Source organism: Paenibacillus sp. NPDC058367 (assembly GCF_042723305.1).
Classification (GTDB): Bacteria; Bacillota; Bacilli; order Paenibacillales; family Paenibacillaceae; genus Paenibacillus_AQ.
Window position 1 is genome coordinate 139,689 of sequence record NZ_JBHXIZ010000007.1, and the last position, 20,082, is coordinate 159,770.

4 protein-coding genes are annotated in these 20,082 nt (G+C 45.9%); all 4 read right to left on the reverse strand.

What is annotated here, in order from left to right:
* Positions 1-10: 10 nt before the first annotated feature.
* The 4 genes from ACFWMP_RS27585 to ACFWMP_RS27600 are packed head-to-tail and all read right to left on the reverse strand — an operon-like array spanning position 11 to position 20,074.
* Complete coding sequence (locus tag ACFWMP_RS27585; RefSeq protein WP_379425417.1) at positions 11-4,783, reverse strand: type I polyketide synthase; 4,773 nt, start codon at positions 4,781-4,783, stop codon at positions 11-13.
* Between the two features lie 38 nt (positions 4,784-4,821).
* Positions 4,822-6,099 carry an ACP S-malonyltransferase gene (gene fabD, locus ACFWMP_RS27590; RefSeq protein WP_379425420.1) on the reverse strand — a complete coding sequence of 426 codons (1,278 nt, stop codon included), beginning with the start codon at positions 6,097-6,099 and terminating at the stop codon, positions 4,822-4,824.
* A gap of 17 nt (positions 6,100-6,116) precedes the next feature.
* Positions 6,117-9,278 (reverse strand): amino acid adenylation domain-containing protein, encoded by a 3,162-nt coding sequence (locus ACFWMP_RS27595; protein ID WP_379425422.1) that lies wholly within the window; start codon positions 9,276-9,278, stop codon positions 6,117-6,119.
* 56 nt (positions 9,279-9,334) lie between these two features.
* Positions 9,335-20,074, reverse strand: a complete 10,740-nt coding sequence (locus ACFWMP_RS27600; protein ID WP_379425425.1) for a non-ribosomal peptide synthetase — start codon at positions 20,072-20,074, stop codon at positions 9,335-9,337.
* Positions 20,075-20,082: the final 8 nt, after the last annotated feature.

A 20,082-nucleotide genomic window follows, 5' to 3' on the forward strand; every position in this document is an offset into this window, starting at 1 on the left:
CCTCACAATATTAGTCCTGTATATAGGCCTCCGCTTGATCCGCAGCAAGCTTACCAGACGCGAGCCGCTCCAATATGAAATCAATGTTATCCTCAAAGCTACTGTTTACATTCACGCCTTCGATAACTGCAGGAACGGTCTTGCTTTCAATAAAGCCTGCCATTTCTAGAATGGTTGAATAAATGAATACATCCGTAATGTCGATAACACCGGGATATACCTTCTCTACTTCCTTCAGCAGATGTGAAGCCAGAAGAGAATCCCCACCAATCTCAAAGAACTTGTCATAGATGTCGATTTCACTCATGCCAAGAACCTTCGCCCAAATGCCTGCGATGCGAAGCTCAGTTGGAGTTAATGCCTCTCGATCCTTCCCTTTGATCGTAATCGCAGCATCCAGGTTATTAACTTGCTCTAAATTATTAATGCTCGTATGACTTCGTTTATATTTAGCATTCAGCGCAGGCGATAAGCTGACCGGAAGAAATGGAATCGATTCAGCAAAAATCGAATCATTCACTTCACCTACAAGCACCTGTCGATGCTCTAAGCTGCCGATAGTTGTTAAGGCCAGAATCCCTTCTGCAGAAGTTAAGGGTTTGAACATGCCCGCCTTCTCGCTGACACCGTAGTCCAGAGCCATTCCGGTTTCATTCCAGCCTGCCCAATTAATGGTGAGGGTCTTTCTACCTTGCTTATTTCTGAAAAATGAGTACGCATCCTGATAAGCATTCGCGGCGGTATAATCACTCTGTCCAGGTGCGCCAAAGACCGAGGTCAAGGATGAGCAGAGAATAAAGAAATCCAATGGATCTTTCTCCGTAAGCTTGTCGAGCAGCCACGTCCCTTGTACCTTGGGCTTAAGCACTCTCACCATTTCTTCCACTTCTTTGCGGATGATGTAACCCTCCCCAGCTACACCTGCACAATGGATCATGCCGCTCAGCGTTCCATACTTCGCGCGGATATGTTCAAGCGCAGGCTCAAGCTGGTGCTCTTCCGTAATATCTACTGACATCCATTCCACTGTAGCTCCGCAGCTCTCCATCTCTCTCACTGCGTCTAGCAGCCGATGATATCCAGCCTGCAATTTCTGTTTCGCCAGTTCCGGTTGATGCCCTTTCGCTGGATAAGTGGTTCGGCTTAAGAGAATAATGGTTATATCTCCGAAGGAAGCAAGATATTTACCTATCTCAAGCCCAATACCTCCTGTTCCACCCGTGATTACATATACTCCACCCGGTCGGATCTTCAATCCATTCTCAAGTTCCCGTTGAAGTTGAAGTTCAGTGAACTGCTCTACATAACGAACGCCATTTCGATAAGACGAAGTGAATTCCTGCTTAGGCATAAGTATCTCTGCACTGGCTGCGGATACAGACTCATCTCCATCGAGCTCTACGCAGCGAACTGGAATTTTGGTATTTTCATGGCTGATTACTTTAGCTAGCCCAAAGAGTGAGGCATGATGAGGATGGATTTTTTGTTCCTCACCGTTCACTTCAAAAGCTTCAGTAGCCATAACAATAAGCTCCATCTCTCTTCCCCTCTTTGTACCCGCTAAAGCTTTAGATAAGTGAAAGAGGCTAATTACGCCCAGTTGTATTTGTTCATTCACTTGCTCCACATTTGCCGGGCTCTCGTCTTCCGATAAACCCCAAGCGTGAATGATTTTGTCCGCTGATAGATGTTTGGTAGCCTGAAGCAATTGTGCAAATCCTTCCAGCGTGTTAGGCAGTATAAATGTTCTCCCATCAATCTGCTGAAACACTGTTCCGAGAAGGACTTGCGTAACCTCTACCCCGGAGGATTCTAAATACCTAGACATCTTCTGACAAATAGAGCTTTCATTCGCCAACATGATCATTCGCTTTGGTTGAGTCTGAGTTTCGGTCAGCTGAGCATCTCTCGGTTTGGGTATCCAGCAAATCTCATGATATTTACTCTGCTTTCCTGAGATCTCTTGCAGCTTCGTCTCGAACTCATGCAACTTCTTAATCGTATAGTTTTCAATCTCGCCGAAGACTTCGCCATCTAGATCCACCAGAGAAATATCAAAGGCTGCTACTTCGTCGCTGGCCTTGGACATGCTTTTTCTCCTAAGATAACTATAGAATCGACCAGGGATTGCTTTTGCGAATCTGGCTTTTTCGTAGTGAAGTGGTAAGTACAGCCCCTCTCCCGCAGTACCATTAGCAGCGTTAACCGCACCATCCAGCAAGGATGGGTATAAATAATATTTCTTCATCTCATCCACATAAGCCTCAGATATTTCTAGCTTCGCAAGTACCTCATCATCACCAATATAAAGCTTGCGAATATTTCTCCATCTAGGACCAGTGTGCACAAGTGCTCCTGCCAGCGCCTCATCATCGATGATCAATTGGTGGAGACTACGCTGCTGAATCTCGCTGATATCCAGCATCTTAGGTTTCACGCTAGCTAATGGATAAATAAATCCCTCGGCATGCTTCACCCACTCCGATTCCGGTCGCGCTTTGCTCACAATCGTGAATTCCAGATGGTCAGCGAACATCCGAATACTGGTCTGAACCTCTTTCTCTTCGTCCTGATCCACGACTAAAGGTAGTGTAAAGAGGACATTTCTCAGCTCGATATTCTGGCTTCCATAATACTGACTACCTACCTCACGGGCCATTTCAATATAAGATGTTCCAGGAAGGATAGAATGCCCTCCAAGCACATGCTCGCGAAGCTCCCAATGTCTTTCGATACTAAATATCGTGGAGTAAATTTGAGTATCTATCGACTTAGCTAAGCATCTGTCCAATAGAGGATGACCAATGGTTTTCTCAGAAGCAGGTCTGCGCTCATGGTGACCTTTACTTTCTATCCAGCATCTTTTTCTAGTGAATGGGTATAAAGGAGCTCTCGTCTTGTGAATTTCTTGCCCCTCATACAGATGCTCCCATTCCACTTCAGCACCTCTCGTGTATACCTTAGCCAATGCGGCAAGAGAAGCCGTATCTGCATGTTGTTTTAAGCGGATGATCCATTCCTCAGCCTCACAAGTCAGGCGGTGTTTATCTTCCTTAGTGATTTCGCCCTGCTCTCTGCTCTCTTTCAGTTGGGAGATCAGTTTGCTCTCTCCGTAATAAATTCTGGGGGAATTAACGTTCTCTGGATCTTGATTCAGCAGAATTTGTAAAAGATCCCGAAGTTCCTCCTTATCCGACAAAAGCAGCGCTAAACGGTAATTGTAATGTCCTCTTCCTGTATTTGCTGTATAGCATAGACTTTCCAGTGCAACTTCCGGTTCGGCCAGCAAGTGCTCACCGTAATGTCCAACTAAAGCTTTGAGAGCTTCCTTACTCTTCGCCGACAGCGTCAACAATCGCTCCCCAGATGCGCAAGATTTATGAATTACAGGAGGTGCCTCCTCCAGAATGACATGACTGTTCGTGCCACTTAAGCCGAAAGAGCTGACTCCACATCTCCGTGGCCCCTTTTCATACTCCCATTCCATTAGGCGGTCATTAATGTAAAGGGGGGAATCGATAAAGGGTATGCTCCGGTTCGGGCGTTTGAAATGCAGGCTAGGAGGAAGCTTTTTATAATGAAGTGAAAGAATAGCCTTAATCATGCCCGCCATGCCTGCCGCACCGTCTAAATGTCCAATATTCGTCTTCACGGAGCCTATTGCACAAAATTGCTTCTTATCCGTATGTTTGCGAAAGGCACGCTCCAATCCATTCATTTCTACCGGATCGCCCAGCTTCGTGCCTGTTCCATGTGCTTCGATATAAGTAATGGTGTTAGGATTAACTCTGGCATCCTCCCACGCCTTAAGAATCACAGCTTCCTGTGCGGCAGAATTAGGGGCCGTAATCCCCACCGAGCTGCCATCCTGATTAATAGCGCTGCCTTTAATGACCGCATAGATATCGTCGCCATCGAGCATGGCTTGATGCAGAGGTTTCAGAAGTATGGCTCCCACACCCTCGCCGCCTCCCGTACCATCCGAGCTGTCGTCAAAAGTTCGGGTTCTGCCATCTGAAGCGCTGATACCAATATCTTCGTTCTCACTCTTCACTCCCGGAATCAGGTTCAGCTTCACCCCACCTGCTACAGCCAAATCGCAGTCTCCGTTACGTATAGCTTGGCATGCAATGTGAACCGCTGTTAAGGACGAAGAACAAGCGGTGTCAATCAACATGCTCGGACCCTTAAGATCGAATAAGTAATTGATTCTGCTCGCGATAATGGACTTAATATTTCCCGGGATGGAAATGTTGAATAGAGAAGGATCCGCCATTTCTATAAAGCGTAAGTATTCTTCCAATGAAATATTGCAGTATCCAACATAAATCCCGGTTTTACTGCCTACCAGTTTCTTACCTCCGTATCCGGCATCTTCAATGGCCCCCCACACTGCCTCTAGAAACAGTCGCTGATTCGGGTCCATCAAACTTGCCTCTGTAGGAGAAATAGCGAATAGCTGATAGTCAAACTTATCAATTTCCTCCAAATATGCTTTTTCAGAAAAGTTTAATTTCTTTGCGTCATCAGCATTCATAAAATGTCTAAGATAGTTTTCAGCATCGGCTCTTCGTTCCTGTGGATAAGGTCCAATCTGGTCTTTTCCGGTGCTTAAAGCATCCCAGTATTCATAGCGATTCTTAGAGCTCCCGAATTGGCAGGAGAGCCCGATCACTGCAATATCCCGTCTGGATCCCTGATCCGTTCTATTTGTTCCGGGTCTGGAAGCTTCCGTATCTCTCTTCCGCCTTCCGCTTTCAAACTTAAAATCATTGTTGGCCATGCCCTTCACCTCCATCTAGTCCCGTGATCAGCCTACGCTCATACCATTACTTTATAATCCTGAAATAAATGGCCGGTACCCGTCTCTGCGAACAGCTGCTCGAATCTTTCCACTGCCTCTTCTGGCGGTGTGCCCTTGGTCTTAAACACGCTTTCCAGCATAAGCACAGCTTCTTTCATTTCACTTAAACTAGGTTCTCTTCCTTCCTGCTCAAGTTTCTCTTGCAGTTGTTGAATTTGTTTGTAGGGTTCAGATACTCCCTTTTTGTAGGCTACTTGATCCCAATTGCGGTTTCTAGTACTGACAGCAATCCCTAGGCTTCGAGCTAGCAGTGATAAAGCTGGCCGAGAACCTGATGTTGGAACGGTTTGAACCTGCTCAATGGTCTCCTTGATTACTTCAAGGGATGGCGACTTATCAAAAGAGAGGGTTTGTATTTCAGGCGCTGTTCTGCTCATAAGATTAGTGAGTACGGCGCCTGGCCCAAACTCAATCGCTGTGGTGACCCCTTGTTCAGCCAAATATTTCATACTGGCAACCCACTGAACCGGAGCGACTATCTGTTTCACTAAATTGGCAACAATTTGTTCTCCACCTTCATAAGGACGACCAGAGATATTCGAGAGGACTGGAGTTCCAAACGGCCCTTTCTTAAAGCTGTATTTCAACAGCTCCTCGGAGAAACTTTCTGCTGCTGGTGCCATCAATGAACTGTGAAAGGGTCCCCCCACTTTTAAAAGAACTGCGCGTCCTCCAATACTCTTTAAAGCTTCAATCGCCGATTGGACTGCTTCTTTATTACCTGAAATCACAATTTGTGAAGGAGCGTTAATATTGGATATAGCAACTGAGTATCCATCCCGCGATGCCAACGAACATTGTTTTTCAATCTCTGCTTGATCCACTCCGCTGATCGCAGCCATGGCTCCTGCTCCATCGGCTGCTGCGGCTTGCATTAGCAGCCCTCTTTTACGGGCAATTCGGATGGCATCCGTCAGGGATATCGCACCGGCGCAAGCTAATGCGGAAATTTCTCCAAGACTATGTCCAGCCATCAGATCCGCCTGGGCGCCGATTCTATTCATATACACGCGATAAGCGGCAACACTCATGGCCACTAAAACAGGCTGCGTATTCTCCGTACGGGTTAGTTCCTCTATACTGCCTTCGAAAGTCAGCTTAGCTAGATCGAATCCAGCAGCTTCGTTTGCCTCTTCATATACTTCTTGAGCTTCGGGATATAACGGCACCCAATTTTTACCCATTCCAGCATATTGAGAGCCTTGACCTGCAAATAAAAATGCGATTTTGCCCATGTACAATCACTCCTCTTCTATATTTGGACCTCAAGCATTTTGACAACGCTGTCCGCGTACTTCTCCAAAAATTCAAAAACCTTAGCTTCTTTCCACAGATCTGTACGATAATCACAGATACATTCATAGCCCTCTAAATCCTCAACAATTTGCACATATAAATCAGCCTGGTGAAGACTCATATTCTCCTCATATTCGTTATAAGAGAAGTATGGCACGATCGATTTGCTGTTCTTCAAGCGATCCGTTTCCAGCCAATCAATAGCTTGATAGACCGGATAGCCATCTGAGCCTTTCAGTCCTGAAATAGTTGTAGATACCTGTTCAAGAAGCTCATTAAATTGATAAATGTCATCGAAATCTGTTGTAACCGGCACAATCCATTGCAGATCCTCTGAAAGGACCTGGACCACAATTTCTTCTTGCACACTCATTTCAAATATCTGATAGAAGAATGCAGCTAAGAACAAGCTAGGTAGATCAAAGGTAGACCCTTCCTCCCAATCACGCAGTTGCTCCGCTCTCCATCCCTCTAGACGGAATCGAATGTTTCCATCCCCTTCCTCTTCCTCGAGGCTTCGCAAGCAATCCGCTCTAAGCATTACTTCTGTATGAACGGGTTCGATCACCGCTGGCTGTGAACTCTCATCTATAAAGCACGCAAGCTTGGATATGGACGGATAATCAAACAAATCAACGACTTTTACTTTTCCCGGAGCCTCCTCCTCTAATCTGGCATGAACTGATACTAAAAGCAGAGAATTCCCGCCTAGATCAAAGAAGTTATCATCGAGACCAATCTGCTCGACCTCTAGCAGCTCCCCCCAAATCCGAGAAAGCATCTGTTCAGTCTCCGTCTTGGATGAGGAATATAGAACCTCCAGCATAGGTCGTGCTACACTAGGCTCCGGTAAAGCGCGTCTGTCGATTTTCCCATTCGGGGTGATCGGTAGCTGCTTCAAATACATATAAGTCGAAGGCATCCATGCCTCGGGTAAGGTCTCTGAGAGGAACAATCGAAGCTGCGAAACCGGAATCTCCTGTCTGGCCTCATAATAAGCAACAAGGTATTTACCAGATTCCTCATTCTCACGGGTTGTGATTACACAGCCCTCTACTTCTGGATATTGAGACAATCGATTTTCGATTTCCTCGAGTTCAATACGAACCCCTCGAATCTTGACCTGGTCATCCATTCTTCCGATGAATTCTATGTTTCCGTCGGAAAGCCATCTGGCGTAATCACCTGAACGGTACATTCTCTCTCCCGGCTCGAAGGGATTGCTAACAAACTTAGCTGCAGTTAATGCTTCATTATGCAGGTAGCCTCGTGCGAGACTATCCCCTGCGATACACATTTCCCCAATCACTCCCTCTGGTTGTAATGCTCCATACTCATCAACAATATAAATCCGCGTGTTATGAATTGGGCGTCCTATATGATTGGCTAAGCGGGAATCGTAAATGGTATAGCTGGTAGCGACAACGGTATTCTCTGTGGGGCCGTAGTTATTCACCAGCTTATAAGGTGTATTTCGCGTCTGCTTCAGCCGATCACCACCTGTAAGCAGGATCCGAAGTGATGGACTATGATTTGGCAGCCTAATGAATCTTTCACAGATGGAAGTGGGCAGAAAGCTAATGGATATCCCCTTCTCTTCAAAAAAGTGATTAAGCATCACCATATCAAGCTTAGCTTCCGCAGGAACAATGTGGATGGAAGCACCAGCCAGCAAGTAAGGAAATATCTCCCATACTGATGCATCAAATCCGAACCCAGCATATTTTGTTGCACGATCAGTAGCCGTTACCTCGAATTGATCCAGATGCCAGAAGCATAGGTTGAGTAAAGCTCGATGCTCAATCATGACACCTTTGGGTGCTCCTGTTGATCCTGATGTATAAATAACATAAGCCAGATCTTCAGGAGTATATGGCACGTTTGGATTACCTAAGCTCTCTTCCTCGTCCCCTTCCCCCAAAACCTTCAGATCAAGTAATCTTCCTCCGTAATGTTTGGGCAGTTCCAGTTCTGTCTGGTATAGCATCGCCTCTGCTTTACTGTCATTCAGCATGTACTGAATACGGTCCAGCGGATATTCGGGATCAATCGGCAGATAAGCAGCTCCTGACTTTAAAATGCCAAGTATGCCACTGAACATCTCCAGTGAGGGCTGAGCCATAATGCCTACAATGGAGCCCGAACCTATGCCTTGTGCTTGCAACTGGTGAGCAATTCGATTGGCAGCTGCATTAAGTTTCTGGTAAGTAAATTGCTGATTGCCGGATGTGACCGCCGCTTCATCCGGCATCTCCAGTACTTTCGATTCAAACAGCTTAACCACGGTTTGGGTCTGCGGATAAAGAGTAGCGATAGGGTTGAATTCATAAAGCAATCTGTTCTTCTCCTCAGGAGGAACAATATCAAGCTGCATTAACGGTTGATTGGGATGGCTCAGGGCTTCCATTAACCAATGAAGCAATTGGCCCGAGAGGGTAGAAACCTTCTCCGCTGAGAACAACAGGCCGTTGTATACTACCTCCAGAATCATTGCTTCATTTCGCTCTACCAGAGCAAAAGCCATTTCCGCACCAATAATTTCCGCTTCTTCTGCACTTTCGAGTGCTTCTGTAAGCACTAGCGTTTTCCAAGGTGACTCTCCCCGTTCTACCTTAAGGGGCTCCAAGCTTTTTTTAGGCTTCAAAGATGATCTCTTGATGGAATCCTCGGTGAAAGATTCCATGATGCCCGATTCTACAAGCTGTTCCATCAAAGAAGAACCAGGATCGATAGAAGTCAGCACAGGATATACCCTTCTCTCCACCTTCGAACCAGTTGCACTTTTCGTTAGCACCCCGGTTGTAATCAGTTGATTACCGCAATATTTGAAGAGCATATATTGCACGGCTCTTAACAGTAGAGAAACTTTTCCGCTGGAGGAGTTAGATACCACCTCCATTACTCTTTCAGCTAGAGCAGAGGGTAAGGGTATTCTGCACTGCTGAAATTGATAGACTTCTTCAGAAAATAGATTTCTCTGTTCATGTTCCTCAGGAAATCCACTCCAGATTAGCTCCCCCTTAGACTGCTGCTTCTCTGAATCATCGCTAAGATCCCATAACTTCCGATCATGCTCTTGCTCCGGAAAGCCGCTCATGACCCGTTTATTTACTGCCATCTCTTCTCCTCCTTTTGAATATCATTCATTCCTTACTGACCTCCTTCTACAATAAATTAGGAGTATATCTCTTCAGCCGGAGAGTGGATATCCACTTCCTGAATATAACAATCAGGAGCCTCTGCCATGGTTCGAAGAACCCGCATATATTGGTTGGCCATATTGACTACGGTCTCTTCGCGGAAAAGCGAAGTTCTATAATTGAAGCTAAAGTACAATTGATCACTTCTTTCCCCGGCGAACAGTGCCAGGTCAAACTTGGTTAACCCTGAACGTATATCCAGCCTTTGAACAGCAAGCCCATTCATCACCGGATCTGCTCCTGGATCCGCCAAGCTCTGGAGCTCGAATAAGGTATCAAACAATGGATTTCGGGATGCTTCTCGTGCAAGCTTCAGATCACTGATCATATGCTCGAAAGGGAAATCCAGATGGTTAAATGCAGACAACGTCTCCTCCTTCAACTCTCTAAGGAAGGTTCTGAAGGTCTTCTTCCCTTGCGGACGGCTGCGAATAGCAGCTGTATTCACCAACATGCCCACCATGGAGCTTAAATCGCCATGACTTCTACCAGATACGCCACAACCGACAATAACATCCTCGCTATCCACATACTTGGACAACCAAATATGATAACAAGCAGCCAGCACATTGTTCAGGGTAGTTCCTTCCGTTATGGAAAGCTTCTTCAGGGCTTCCCTCAATTCAGGCTCTGCTTCAAAGCAGACGTCCCTGCCTTCATACGTTCTAGTTACAGAGCGAGGGTAGTCGGTCGGAAGATCTTTAGAGGGAAGAACACCTGAAAACATCTTCATCCAATAGCTCTTTTGTTCACTGTACATCTCGGACTGTAGAAAGTTCTCCTGCCATACAGAGAAATCCTTATACTGCACTTCCAGCTTCGAAAGGCCTGTTCCGTTGTATAGTGCAGTTAAGTCGCGAAGCAGAACAGATATTGAGGTTCCGTCTGAAACAATATGGTGCATGTCTAGGAACAATACATTTCTCTGCTCATGAATGTTAAGCAGAACGGCTCGGAATAAAGGAGCACGAGTCACATCAAAGAATCTACTATACGATTTCAGTGCTTTTTCCAGACTAACCTCAGGGATTTTTCGATACCCCATGCGAAATGGAACTTCGGAATGAACCTGCTGTACAATCTTGCCTTGATTCAGATGAAAGGAGGTTCTTAACGGCTCATGCCTTGCAATCAACTGCTCCAAGGCCTGTTCTAACCGGGTACGATCCAGAACGCCGTCAAGCATAAGCGCTACAGGCATGTTATAGACCGTGCTGCTCTCCTGCATCTGGTTCAGTACAAACATCCGTTTTTGCGCTGAGGAAGCAGGGTACAATCCGCTAGCTTCCAGTGATACTACAACTCTTGCCAAGGTCTCCCGCTGCTCTTTTTCAAGTAAGCTTGCAAGCTCCCGGATGGTTGGATAATGGAACAATTCAGCAATAGCCACCTTAATGCCCATTTGCTTATGAATTTCGGACACCAGCGAGATCGCCCGGATCGAATCGCCCCCGAGTTCGAAGAAATTATCCGAGGCATTCACCCCCGTCTTCCCTAGAACCTTATTCCATACCTCTGCCAGACTGCGTTCACACTCATTCTGGAAAGTTGTATCCTCATTTCCTCGCTTGGAGGTGAACTTAGGGGCAGGCAATGCTGCAATATCCGTTTTCCCATTAGACGTCAGTGGGAACTGCTCCAGATGAATAAAAGCGGCTGGAAGCATGTAATCTGGAAGACGATAGGATAGATGCTTCCGCAATTCTCGTTCTTCTACCTTTCCCTCGCCGATAATATAAGCACACAAGTATAACTTGCCTTCATCATCCTTTCTGCCGATAACAAGCGCTTGGGTTACCTCTTCATGACGGAGCAGCTCGTTCTCAATTTCATCGGTCTCAATCCGGTAGCCGCGAATTTTGATTTGACGATCTATTCTTCCGATGTAGCAAAGGTTTCCGTCTGGCAGCCACTTCACCAAATCCCCTGTCTTATACATGCGTTTTTCAGGAAAATAAGGATTGGAAATGAACTTCTCTGCGTTCAGCTCCGGTCGATTCAAGTAACCGACAGCCAAGCCTGTACCTGAAATACATAGCTCCCCTTCCATACCTGCTGGCATCAGAAGATGATCCTTGCCAAGTACGTAGATCTCCGTGTTTGCAATCGGCTTACCAATATATACAGGTCTATCCGGCTGCAAATTTCTAAAGAAGGTTGTTGCCACGCTATTCTCCGTAGGTCCGTATTCATTCATCAACTCTGTGTGTGGGAGCAGCCGTTTGCTCTCTTCAATCACGTGTTTCGTAATCTGTTCACCCGCCAATGTCACTTGATTTAGCGAATGCAGACGCTCCGCTTCACAGCATTCGAGAAGAGCCAGATACAGGCTAGGCACTGCTATAAAATGAGTTACATGGTAATCAGAAATACTGTCCGCGATAACAAACGGATCCTTAGCATCACTATCAGACAGTAGAACCACTCGACTTCCCGAGATAAGTGGAGTGAATAGACTCGTCAAGAAGCCATCGAATGAGAAAGAAAATAACTGAAGCACAGTGTCCGAGATCCCGAGTGCATAAGCCTCACGGCGCCATTGCAGCGTATTGGCTATACTCCGCTGAGTAACGGCCACTCCTTTTGGTCTTCCCGTCGTACCCGAAGTGTAGATGACATAAGCTAGGTCATCTGGTGATTTCTTCAAAGGCAATGTTCCCTCGTCCTGATGCTCCACCGGATTTTCAAAATTAATCACCGTACCTGAGAAACTAATCTTCTTGCTTCCTTGTTCATTAGTTAGCAGCCACTTGGCTCCGCAATCCTCCAGCATGAAAGAGATTCTTTCCTGCGGGTAATCAGGATCAAGAGGTACATAAGCCCCTCCAGCTTTCCATATCGCTAGAATTCCGATAACCATCTCGATCGAACGATCCAGCATCACAGCAACCGTAGCTGAAGGTTGAATACCCAAGCTGACAAACCCTCTTGCCATTTGCTCTGCACGCTCGTTTAGCGCTCCGTAGGTGATCTGTGAGTCGCCATGGACTAATGCGATCTGCTCGGGGTTCGATACTGCCTGCTCTTCAAACAACAGGAGCAAAGTATTATTTTCCTCGTATTCAACCGCAGTGTTGTTGTAGCCGAACAAGAGCGCCTCTTTTTCAGCTCCATTCACCATCTCAAGCATGGAGATACTGGCATGAGGACAGCTACACAACTGGCTCAACATCTCAGTAAAGTAACGACTAAGTCTTTTTACCGTCTCTAGCTTGAATAGTTGGCGACTATAATCCCATTTCAGTGAGATCCCGCCAGCTACCTCTTCCACAGCCACTAGTGTAAGATCCGTCTTGGCACTACCAGCACTGTTCTGAATAGGTGTGCATACGGTATCTCCAAACTGAAGTCGGCCTGTCTCGGTATTCTCATAGATGAACATGGCGTCAAATAGTGGATTACGGCTAGCATCAGGCTTTACATCGAGTGCATGAACTAAATGATCGAAAGGATAGTCCTGATTTTCAAAAGCATTCAGTGTAGTCATTTTGATCTCTTGTAGAAATTGCTTTCCTGTTTTATCGAAAGCTGGATTTCCTCGAATGACCAAGGTTTGAGCGAACATCCCTACCGTATCGTGGATATCACCCTCTGTTCTTCCCGCTGCCACGGTCCCTACAAGTAGATCTTGTTCTCCAGTAATCTTGGCTAACATGATTTGAAAAGCGGCCATTAAGACCATATAGGATGTCGTACCTGTCTCTCGACTGAGTGCTCCGATCCTTCCGAACAATTCCTCATTCAATGTGGCCGTCAAGCTGGCACCTTCAAAGGAACGAACAGCTGGTCTCGGAAAATCCACTGGCAAGTTCAACACCGGAATATCACCCTGAAGTTGCTCTATCCAGTAGTTCTCTTGAGCCTTCATACTTTCAGAGCGGATGAACTGCTGCTGCCAGACTGCATAATCCTTATACTGGCGCCACACTGGTGGTAGTAATTCCCCACGATAGAGCTGCATCCACTCTTTAAAAAGAATCGCTATTGAGCTGCCATCGCTTATGCTGTGATGCATATCGAGCATGAGCAGATACCTTCCGGTAGACAGTGTTCCGATTCCGCAACGTACCAAAGGTCCTTTGGTAAGCTCAAAGGGACGAATAAAGCTTCCAATCATCTCCTCTGATTGCTCTTCTGTCCCTTGGTAATGTTCAAGTGGAATCTTCTGCTCTGGCAGAATCCGTTGAGCCACCGTCCCCTCTACCTCTTCAAATACAGTACGTAAAGCTTCATGACGATTCGTTAACTCCTGAAGACTTTCTCCCAGTCTTGCAAGGTCTAGCTCCCCATCCAGGTATACCGCAAAGGGGATATTGTAGCCGATACTATCCGGTTCTCTCATGGATGAAGCGTAGATCCGCTGCTGTGCAGAAGATGCCGGGTACAACACCTGAAACTCTGCCACTGGAACAACCCGTTCTAAGTTAGGCTGCGCCAGGTTCATATTCTCTGATAATTGTCTAACCGTCGGACCTGAAAATAATTTTGAAAGTGGCAAATGAAGCTGAAATCGCTGCTGTATTTTGGCTAAAAGGACCATCGCCTTCAGCGAATGTCCGCCAAGCCTGAAGAAATCATCATGCACACCGATACTCTGAACACCCAGTACTTCCTTCCAGAGTTGCAGTAGCAGCTCTTCTTGTGTATTCGCTGGTCCTTCAAAGAGTTGATCGCCCGCTTCTAATAATCCGTACATTGGCTCAGGCAGAGCCCGAGTATTCACCTTGCCATTTGAGGTTAAAGGCAGTGCATCCATAAAGATGAAATGGGCTGGAATCATATATTCCGGCAATCTTTGACTTAAGTAATGGCGGATATCCGTCGGCTTAAGCAATTCGTCAGTAACCAGATACGCGCATAATTGCTTGTTTCCTATACCGTTGTCCTTGGCGAGCACTACCCCCTCTTGCACTCCAGCCAACTGTAGCAGCACTGCCTCTATTTCCCCTGGCTCTATACGAAATCCACGAATCTTTACCTGTTGATCTATTCTGCCGTGGAACTCTATCGATCCGTCCGGAAGCCAGCGGCCCAAATCCCCCGTCTTATACATCGTGCAGCCTTCCAGATATGCATGCTCTACAAATTTATCTGCGGTCATCTCCGGTTGATTCAGATAGCCGAGCGATAAGCCATCACCGGAAATCATAATTTCCCCGAGCGCACCTATAGGCTGCAATTGATGGTAACGATCCACAATGAACACTTGGGTATTGGAGACCGGTCTGCCGATCGGAAGGGTCCCCGAATTTGAAAGAGCCTTTACTTCCTGGTAAGTAGCGAACACCGTGCTTTCCGTTGGACCATAAACATGAATCAGCTTATCATCACCAAAGGTATCGAGTGCTTTACGAACATGATTCACAGAAACGCGTTCCCCTCCGAAGAGGACTTTCCTTACCTGAGACAAAGCTTCAACGTTCACATCCACGACGGTGTTGAATAATGCGGTGGTAATAAACAGTAGCGAAATGCGTTCGTTCTCGATCATCTTCGTCCATTCCGTGATATCCGAAATCGACTCCTTGTCAATTAGCACCAGCTTAGCACCATTTAAAAGAGCGCCGAAGATATCAAAGGTAGATCCGTCGAAAGCATAATTGGACAATTGCAGCAGTGCGTCATCTTCAGTAATTTTGATATAGTTAGTATTCCTTACTATGCGAATAATGCCGGAATGACTGCTTATCGTTCCTTTCGGCTTGCCGGTAGATCCTGAAGTGTACATCACATAGGCTGGAGAGGAGGAATCTATCTGACAAGGAAAAGGTATGAATGATTCGTTAACCTGAAGCGCATGCAGACCATCGAGCCAGATCACTTCACGCAGAACTTCTCTCGTTGTTTCATGAATTTTTGTTACTAATAAGCTTTGGGTTAAAAGTACCTGAATCCGTGCATCCTCAATAATGGTGCCGATACGTTCTTGTGAATACTCTGGATCTATAGGTACGTAGGCTCCGCCTGCTTTCAATATTCCTAAGATCCCAATGATCATTTCAAATGAACGTTCCACCATCAGCCCCACTCTATGACCTGGGCCAACACCTTGAGTTCGAAGCAGATAAGCCAACCTTCCAGACGACTGATCTAGCTCCTCATATGTCATTTGCTCTTCACCAGAGACTAGGGCAACATGTGTAGGAAACTTTGCCACCTGCTCCTCAAATAACTGTGGAACCGTTAGATCTCTTGGATAGTCCGTCCAGGTATCGTTAAATTCCTGAACAATGACTGCTCTCTCTTCCTCGCTCATCAGCTGCAGTTCTTTTATTGGGGCATCTGTCTTCCGAGTCATCTCCCGTATTATATTCAAATAGTGCTCTGTAAAACGCCGTATCGTCTCCTGGTGGAACAAATCAGTTCCATACTCCCATCGGAAAACAATTTCATCCATACGCTCCTCGGCAAACACCGTCATATCAAACTTGGCTATCTTATAATCAAAAGGATAGTAAGACAGCTTGGCATGGCCCAGTTCAATCTGCGGAACATCCATATTCTCCAGAATAAACATGGTATCAAAGATCGGATTCCTGCTTTTTTCTCTTCGTACTTGAAGCACATCCAGCAGCTCGTCGAAAGGGTAATGCTGATTCTCGAATACATCCAACGAACGTTCCTTGATTTCTTTCAGGAAATCAAAAACGGTCTTGTCACCTTCCGGATAATTTCTGTGCGCTACCGTATTCACGAACATGCCCATCGTCCGTTCCAAATCCGCATGTGGCCTTCCCATGGAGACTGAACCGACAATAATATCCTCTTGCCCCGTGTATTTTGATAAAAGAATGTTATAGGCTGCCAGCAAGACCATAAATAAAGTGGCACCCGTTTCTCTAGACAACCGCCGAATATCATCGACAACCGCTCCATTCAAGGTGAAATCAATAAAGTCACCTTTGAAGCTTTGTATAGCTGGCCTTGGAAAATCACTTGGCAGATTCAAGACGGGAAGATCGTCCTGAAGTTGTTCCTTCCAGAATTTCTCCTGTTTACCGCGCTCCTCCACTCCTTCTGAACTCAATCTCCACTCAGTGTAATCCTTGTACTGGATAGTAGCTTCTTCTATAGAATAACCAGCATAAAGATCCATCAGTTCCTGAAATAAAATCGCTGTGGAGATGCCATCAGAAGCAATATGATGAATGTCCATCAGTAGCAGCTGTCTTCCATCCTCAACCCGAACCGTCTGTGCTCTGAGCATCGGAGCCCTGTCTAAGGCAAACGGAGTAATAAACTCATCAATTAATGAAGCAACAGAATCTCTATCTCCTGTAATATCCGGGACTTCAAAAGAGAACTCCTGATGCACTTGCTGCATCAGCCCTTCCTCCGTCATAAGATAAGACGTCCGCAGAATTTCATGCCGTCCGATAATATCTTTCATGGCCTGCTGCAACCGTACGCGATCCAGCTCCCCATCCACGATCCATATATTCGGCATATTATAGGTGGTCGATTGATCATCCAGCTGACTTAAGGCGTAAATTCTTTGCTGCATTGGTGACGCCGAATACATCACCCGTGACTCAGCTGCCGGGATTGGTAGCTGTACTCGCTGGATCGCCCCTCCCATCCAATCCGCAAGACCTGCTATAGTGGAAGTGACGAATAGTTGTTTAAGTGGCACCTCGATACTAAGCTCCTTTTGAATTCGAGATACAAGCACCATGGCCTTAAGCGAATGACCTCCCAGTAAGAAGAAATCATCTTGAATACCTACACGTTCTATATTCAAGACCTCTTGCCAGATATAAGTCAGCTTGCTCTCTAGCTTATTGCGTGGAGCTTTATAGATGTTGTATAAGAAAGCACCTGCTTCCGGTTCGGGAAGCTCCTTCTTGTTGACTTTACCGTTAGGAGTTACAGGTAAGGTAGCCAGCTCCATGAAATAGGTCGGGATCATAAAATCAGGTAATAATTGAGTCAGGAAAGCTCTCAACTCTGCTGGTTTCAGACCTGAATCTGTTACATAATAAGCGCAGAGTAAATTTTGTCCGCTGGAATCCTGACGGCCAATCACGACCGCATCTGTGATGTCCTTATGCTGCTGTATCTGATATGCCACCTCTGCGGGTTCTACTCGGTAGCCTCTTATTTTTATCTGATCATCTATCCGTCCTAGGTAAGCAATAGAGCCATCTGGCAGCACTCTACCTCTGTCACCTGTACGGTATAATCGTTCTTCACATCCTGATAAAGACAGGATTAGAAACTTACTGCTATTCAAATCCTCACGGTTTATATACCCTTTGCCTACTCCATTTCCAGCAATGCAGATTTCTCCGGCTAAACCCGTCGGCATCAGATGATTGTTCTTATCCACAATGTAGATTCTAGTATTATCGATAGGTTTGCCAATCGTAGGCATCTGACTAAATCGCTCTAATCCATCTCGTTCCATCCAATGAGCAATACTGCCGATTGTAGCTTCTGTAGGGCCATAATGATTCATTACTCGAATGTTACTGCTAAGCTGGAAAGTCCGTTCCACGTCCCTCACATGAATCGGTTCACCGCCAAGTACTAGCACTCTCAAGGATGGGAAGAACAGATCCTCAGCCTCTGTTTCGTTTTGCAAGGTGCTGTAAAGTGTTGGTGTCATTTTTAAGAAGGTAAGATTATGAACTCTACCATATTCAAGAAGCCGCTGTGGAGATGCATATAACTCTTTATCCAGTAAATGAAGTTCGCACCCACTTACCATTGCTGAGAAAAGAGCGGTATATCCGAGGTCAAAGGCAAAGGAAGAGGTTAAGGCCGTCTTATCACTGGAACGAAGCTCTGCTGTACGCTGGAACCAGATCAAGTAATTCACAAGATTATGGTGAGCAATCGCGACTCCTTTAGGAACTCCCGTTGTTCCACTGGTATAGATCACATACACCGTATCCGTTGGATCATTATCCGGCCATTGGATCTCCGCACCATTCTCCATTTGATTGCTATCTAGATACAACGTTTCTACCGGAAGTTCCTCTGCCCGAAGATTGCCCTCTTGTGTAATTAACAGCCTTGCTTCACTATCTTTTAGCATATAAGCTTGCCGTTCTGCCGAGAATTCAGGATCTATCGGTACATATCCAGCTCCCGCTTTTAACACACCCCAGATTGCTACGATCATCTCTAGCGAAGGCTCTGCCATAATCCCTATAATATCTCCGGGGCCTATCGCCCATTCTCTGAGCTCACGAGCGAGCGTATTCGATTTTCCATCCAGCTCAGCGTAGGTCAACTTGCTTTCGCCATATACGAGTGCAACGTTATCCGGATTCTGAATAGCCTGTTGCTTAAGCCACTGTGTAAGGGTCCCTGGCTGTTCCAAAGCAGAATACTCTGTTCCCTTTGCCGATCCTGAAGTAGCAGCATCTGTACCTGATAGCAGCATCAATTCGCTGATTCTCATATCCGTCCGATCCAGAAGACTTTCGGCAATTAATTCGATATGTCTTTGAATGCCCTCTATAAAATCCTTATCATATACCTTGGTGTTGTAACCCAAACGTATGGAGATTTCTCCACTAGGAACGATTACAACATTGAAGTGATAGTTGGTCTGTTCGAAGACCTGCACTTGGCTTAATACAAAGCCAAGATCACGTTCATTTTTTAATTGAATCCCTTCTTCTAACGGGTAATTCTCAAAGACAAGCACATGGTCCAGAAGCTCCCGCTTGAGTAACGAAGCGTTCTGAATTTCAGGTAAAGCTACAAATTCATTCCCTGAAGAAAGTGCTACATGATCTCTTACCGTTTCTAGCAATTCTGCAAAAGTAGTCTGATCATTTCTGCGAATACGAACCGGAATGGAATTGATGAACATGCCGACCATCTGCTCAATCCCGCTCACCTCTGGTGGACGCCCAGAGACCACCGAGCCAAACACTACATCATCTACATTATTATATTTCTGTAGTACAATGCCCCAGATCATATGCAGCATCGTACTGAGCGTAACACCACTCTTTCGGGCTAAGGCCTCTAATCTCTCGGTCAACGCCCGGTTTACGGTAAAGTTCACTTCTGAGAGCGAGTAGGCTTCACCTTCGACATTATCAAGCTTCCATGCAGGAACTCCCGCACGCTGCTCATATCCCGACAAATAATGGTTCCAATAATCCATCGCTGAATCTTTATCCTGCTTCTCTAACCACTGAATATAGTTAGAGAACGGCAACACCTGCCGAGTTCTTATCGGTCTGTTTCTTTTAAGCTGCCGATACATACGTCTGAAATCGCGTAGTAGCAAGCCCACACTCCAGCCATCAAGTATGATATGGTGAAACGTCCATATGACATCGACTCGGCGGTCGCTCCGCTCAATAACCGTCAACCTGACAGGAGCATCCAGCGTTAAATCGAACGGCTGACTTCTGTCCGATGCTTTATATTGTTCTATAAATTCAGATTGTGCTGTCTCATCCAACCCGATAACCTGTTCTGTACGAATACTCTGCACCCGCTGCTTCAGCACGACCTGCACCGCTTTTTTCACATTCTTGTGAATGAACACGGTACGTAGAGCCTCGTATTTCTCAACGATTAGTGCGATCGTCTTTTCAAAGATACGTGGATTAAATTCGCCTTGCAGACTAAAATGAAATTGCTCTAGGTAGACGCTGGAAGCTGGATGCATTAAATGATGGAAGAGCATTCCCTCCTGCATAGGTGTCAGAAAATAAATATCCTTAATATCCGCCTTTGTATACATTTGCCTCT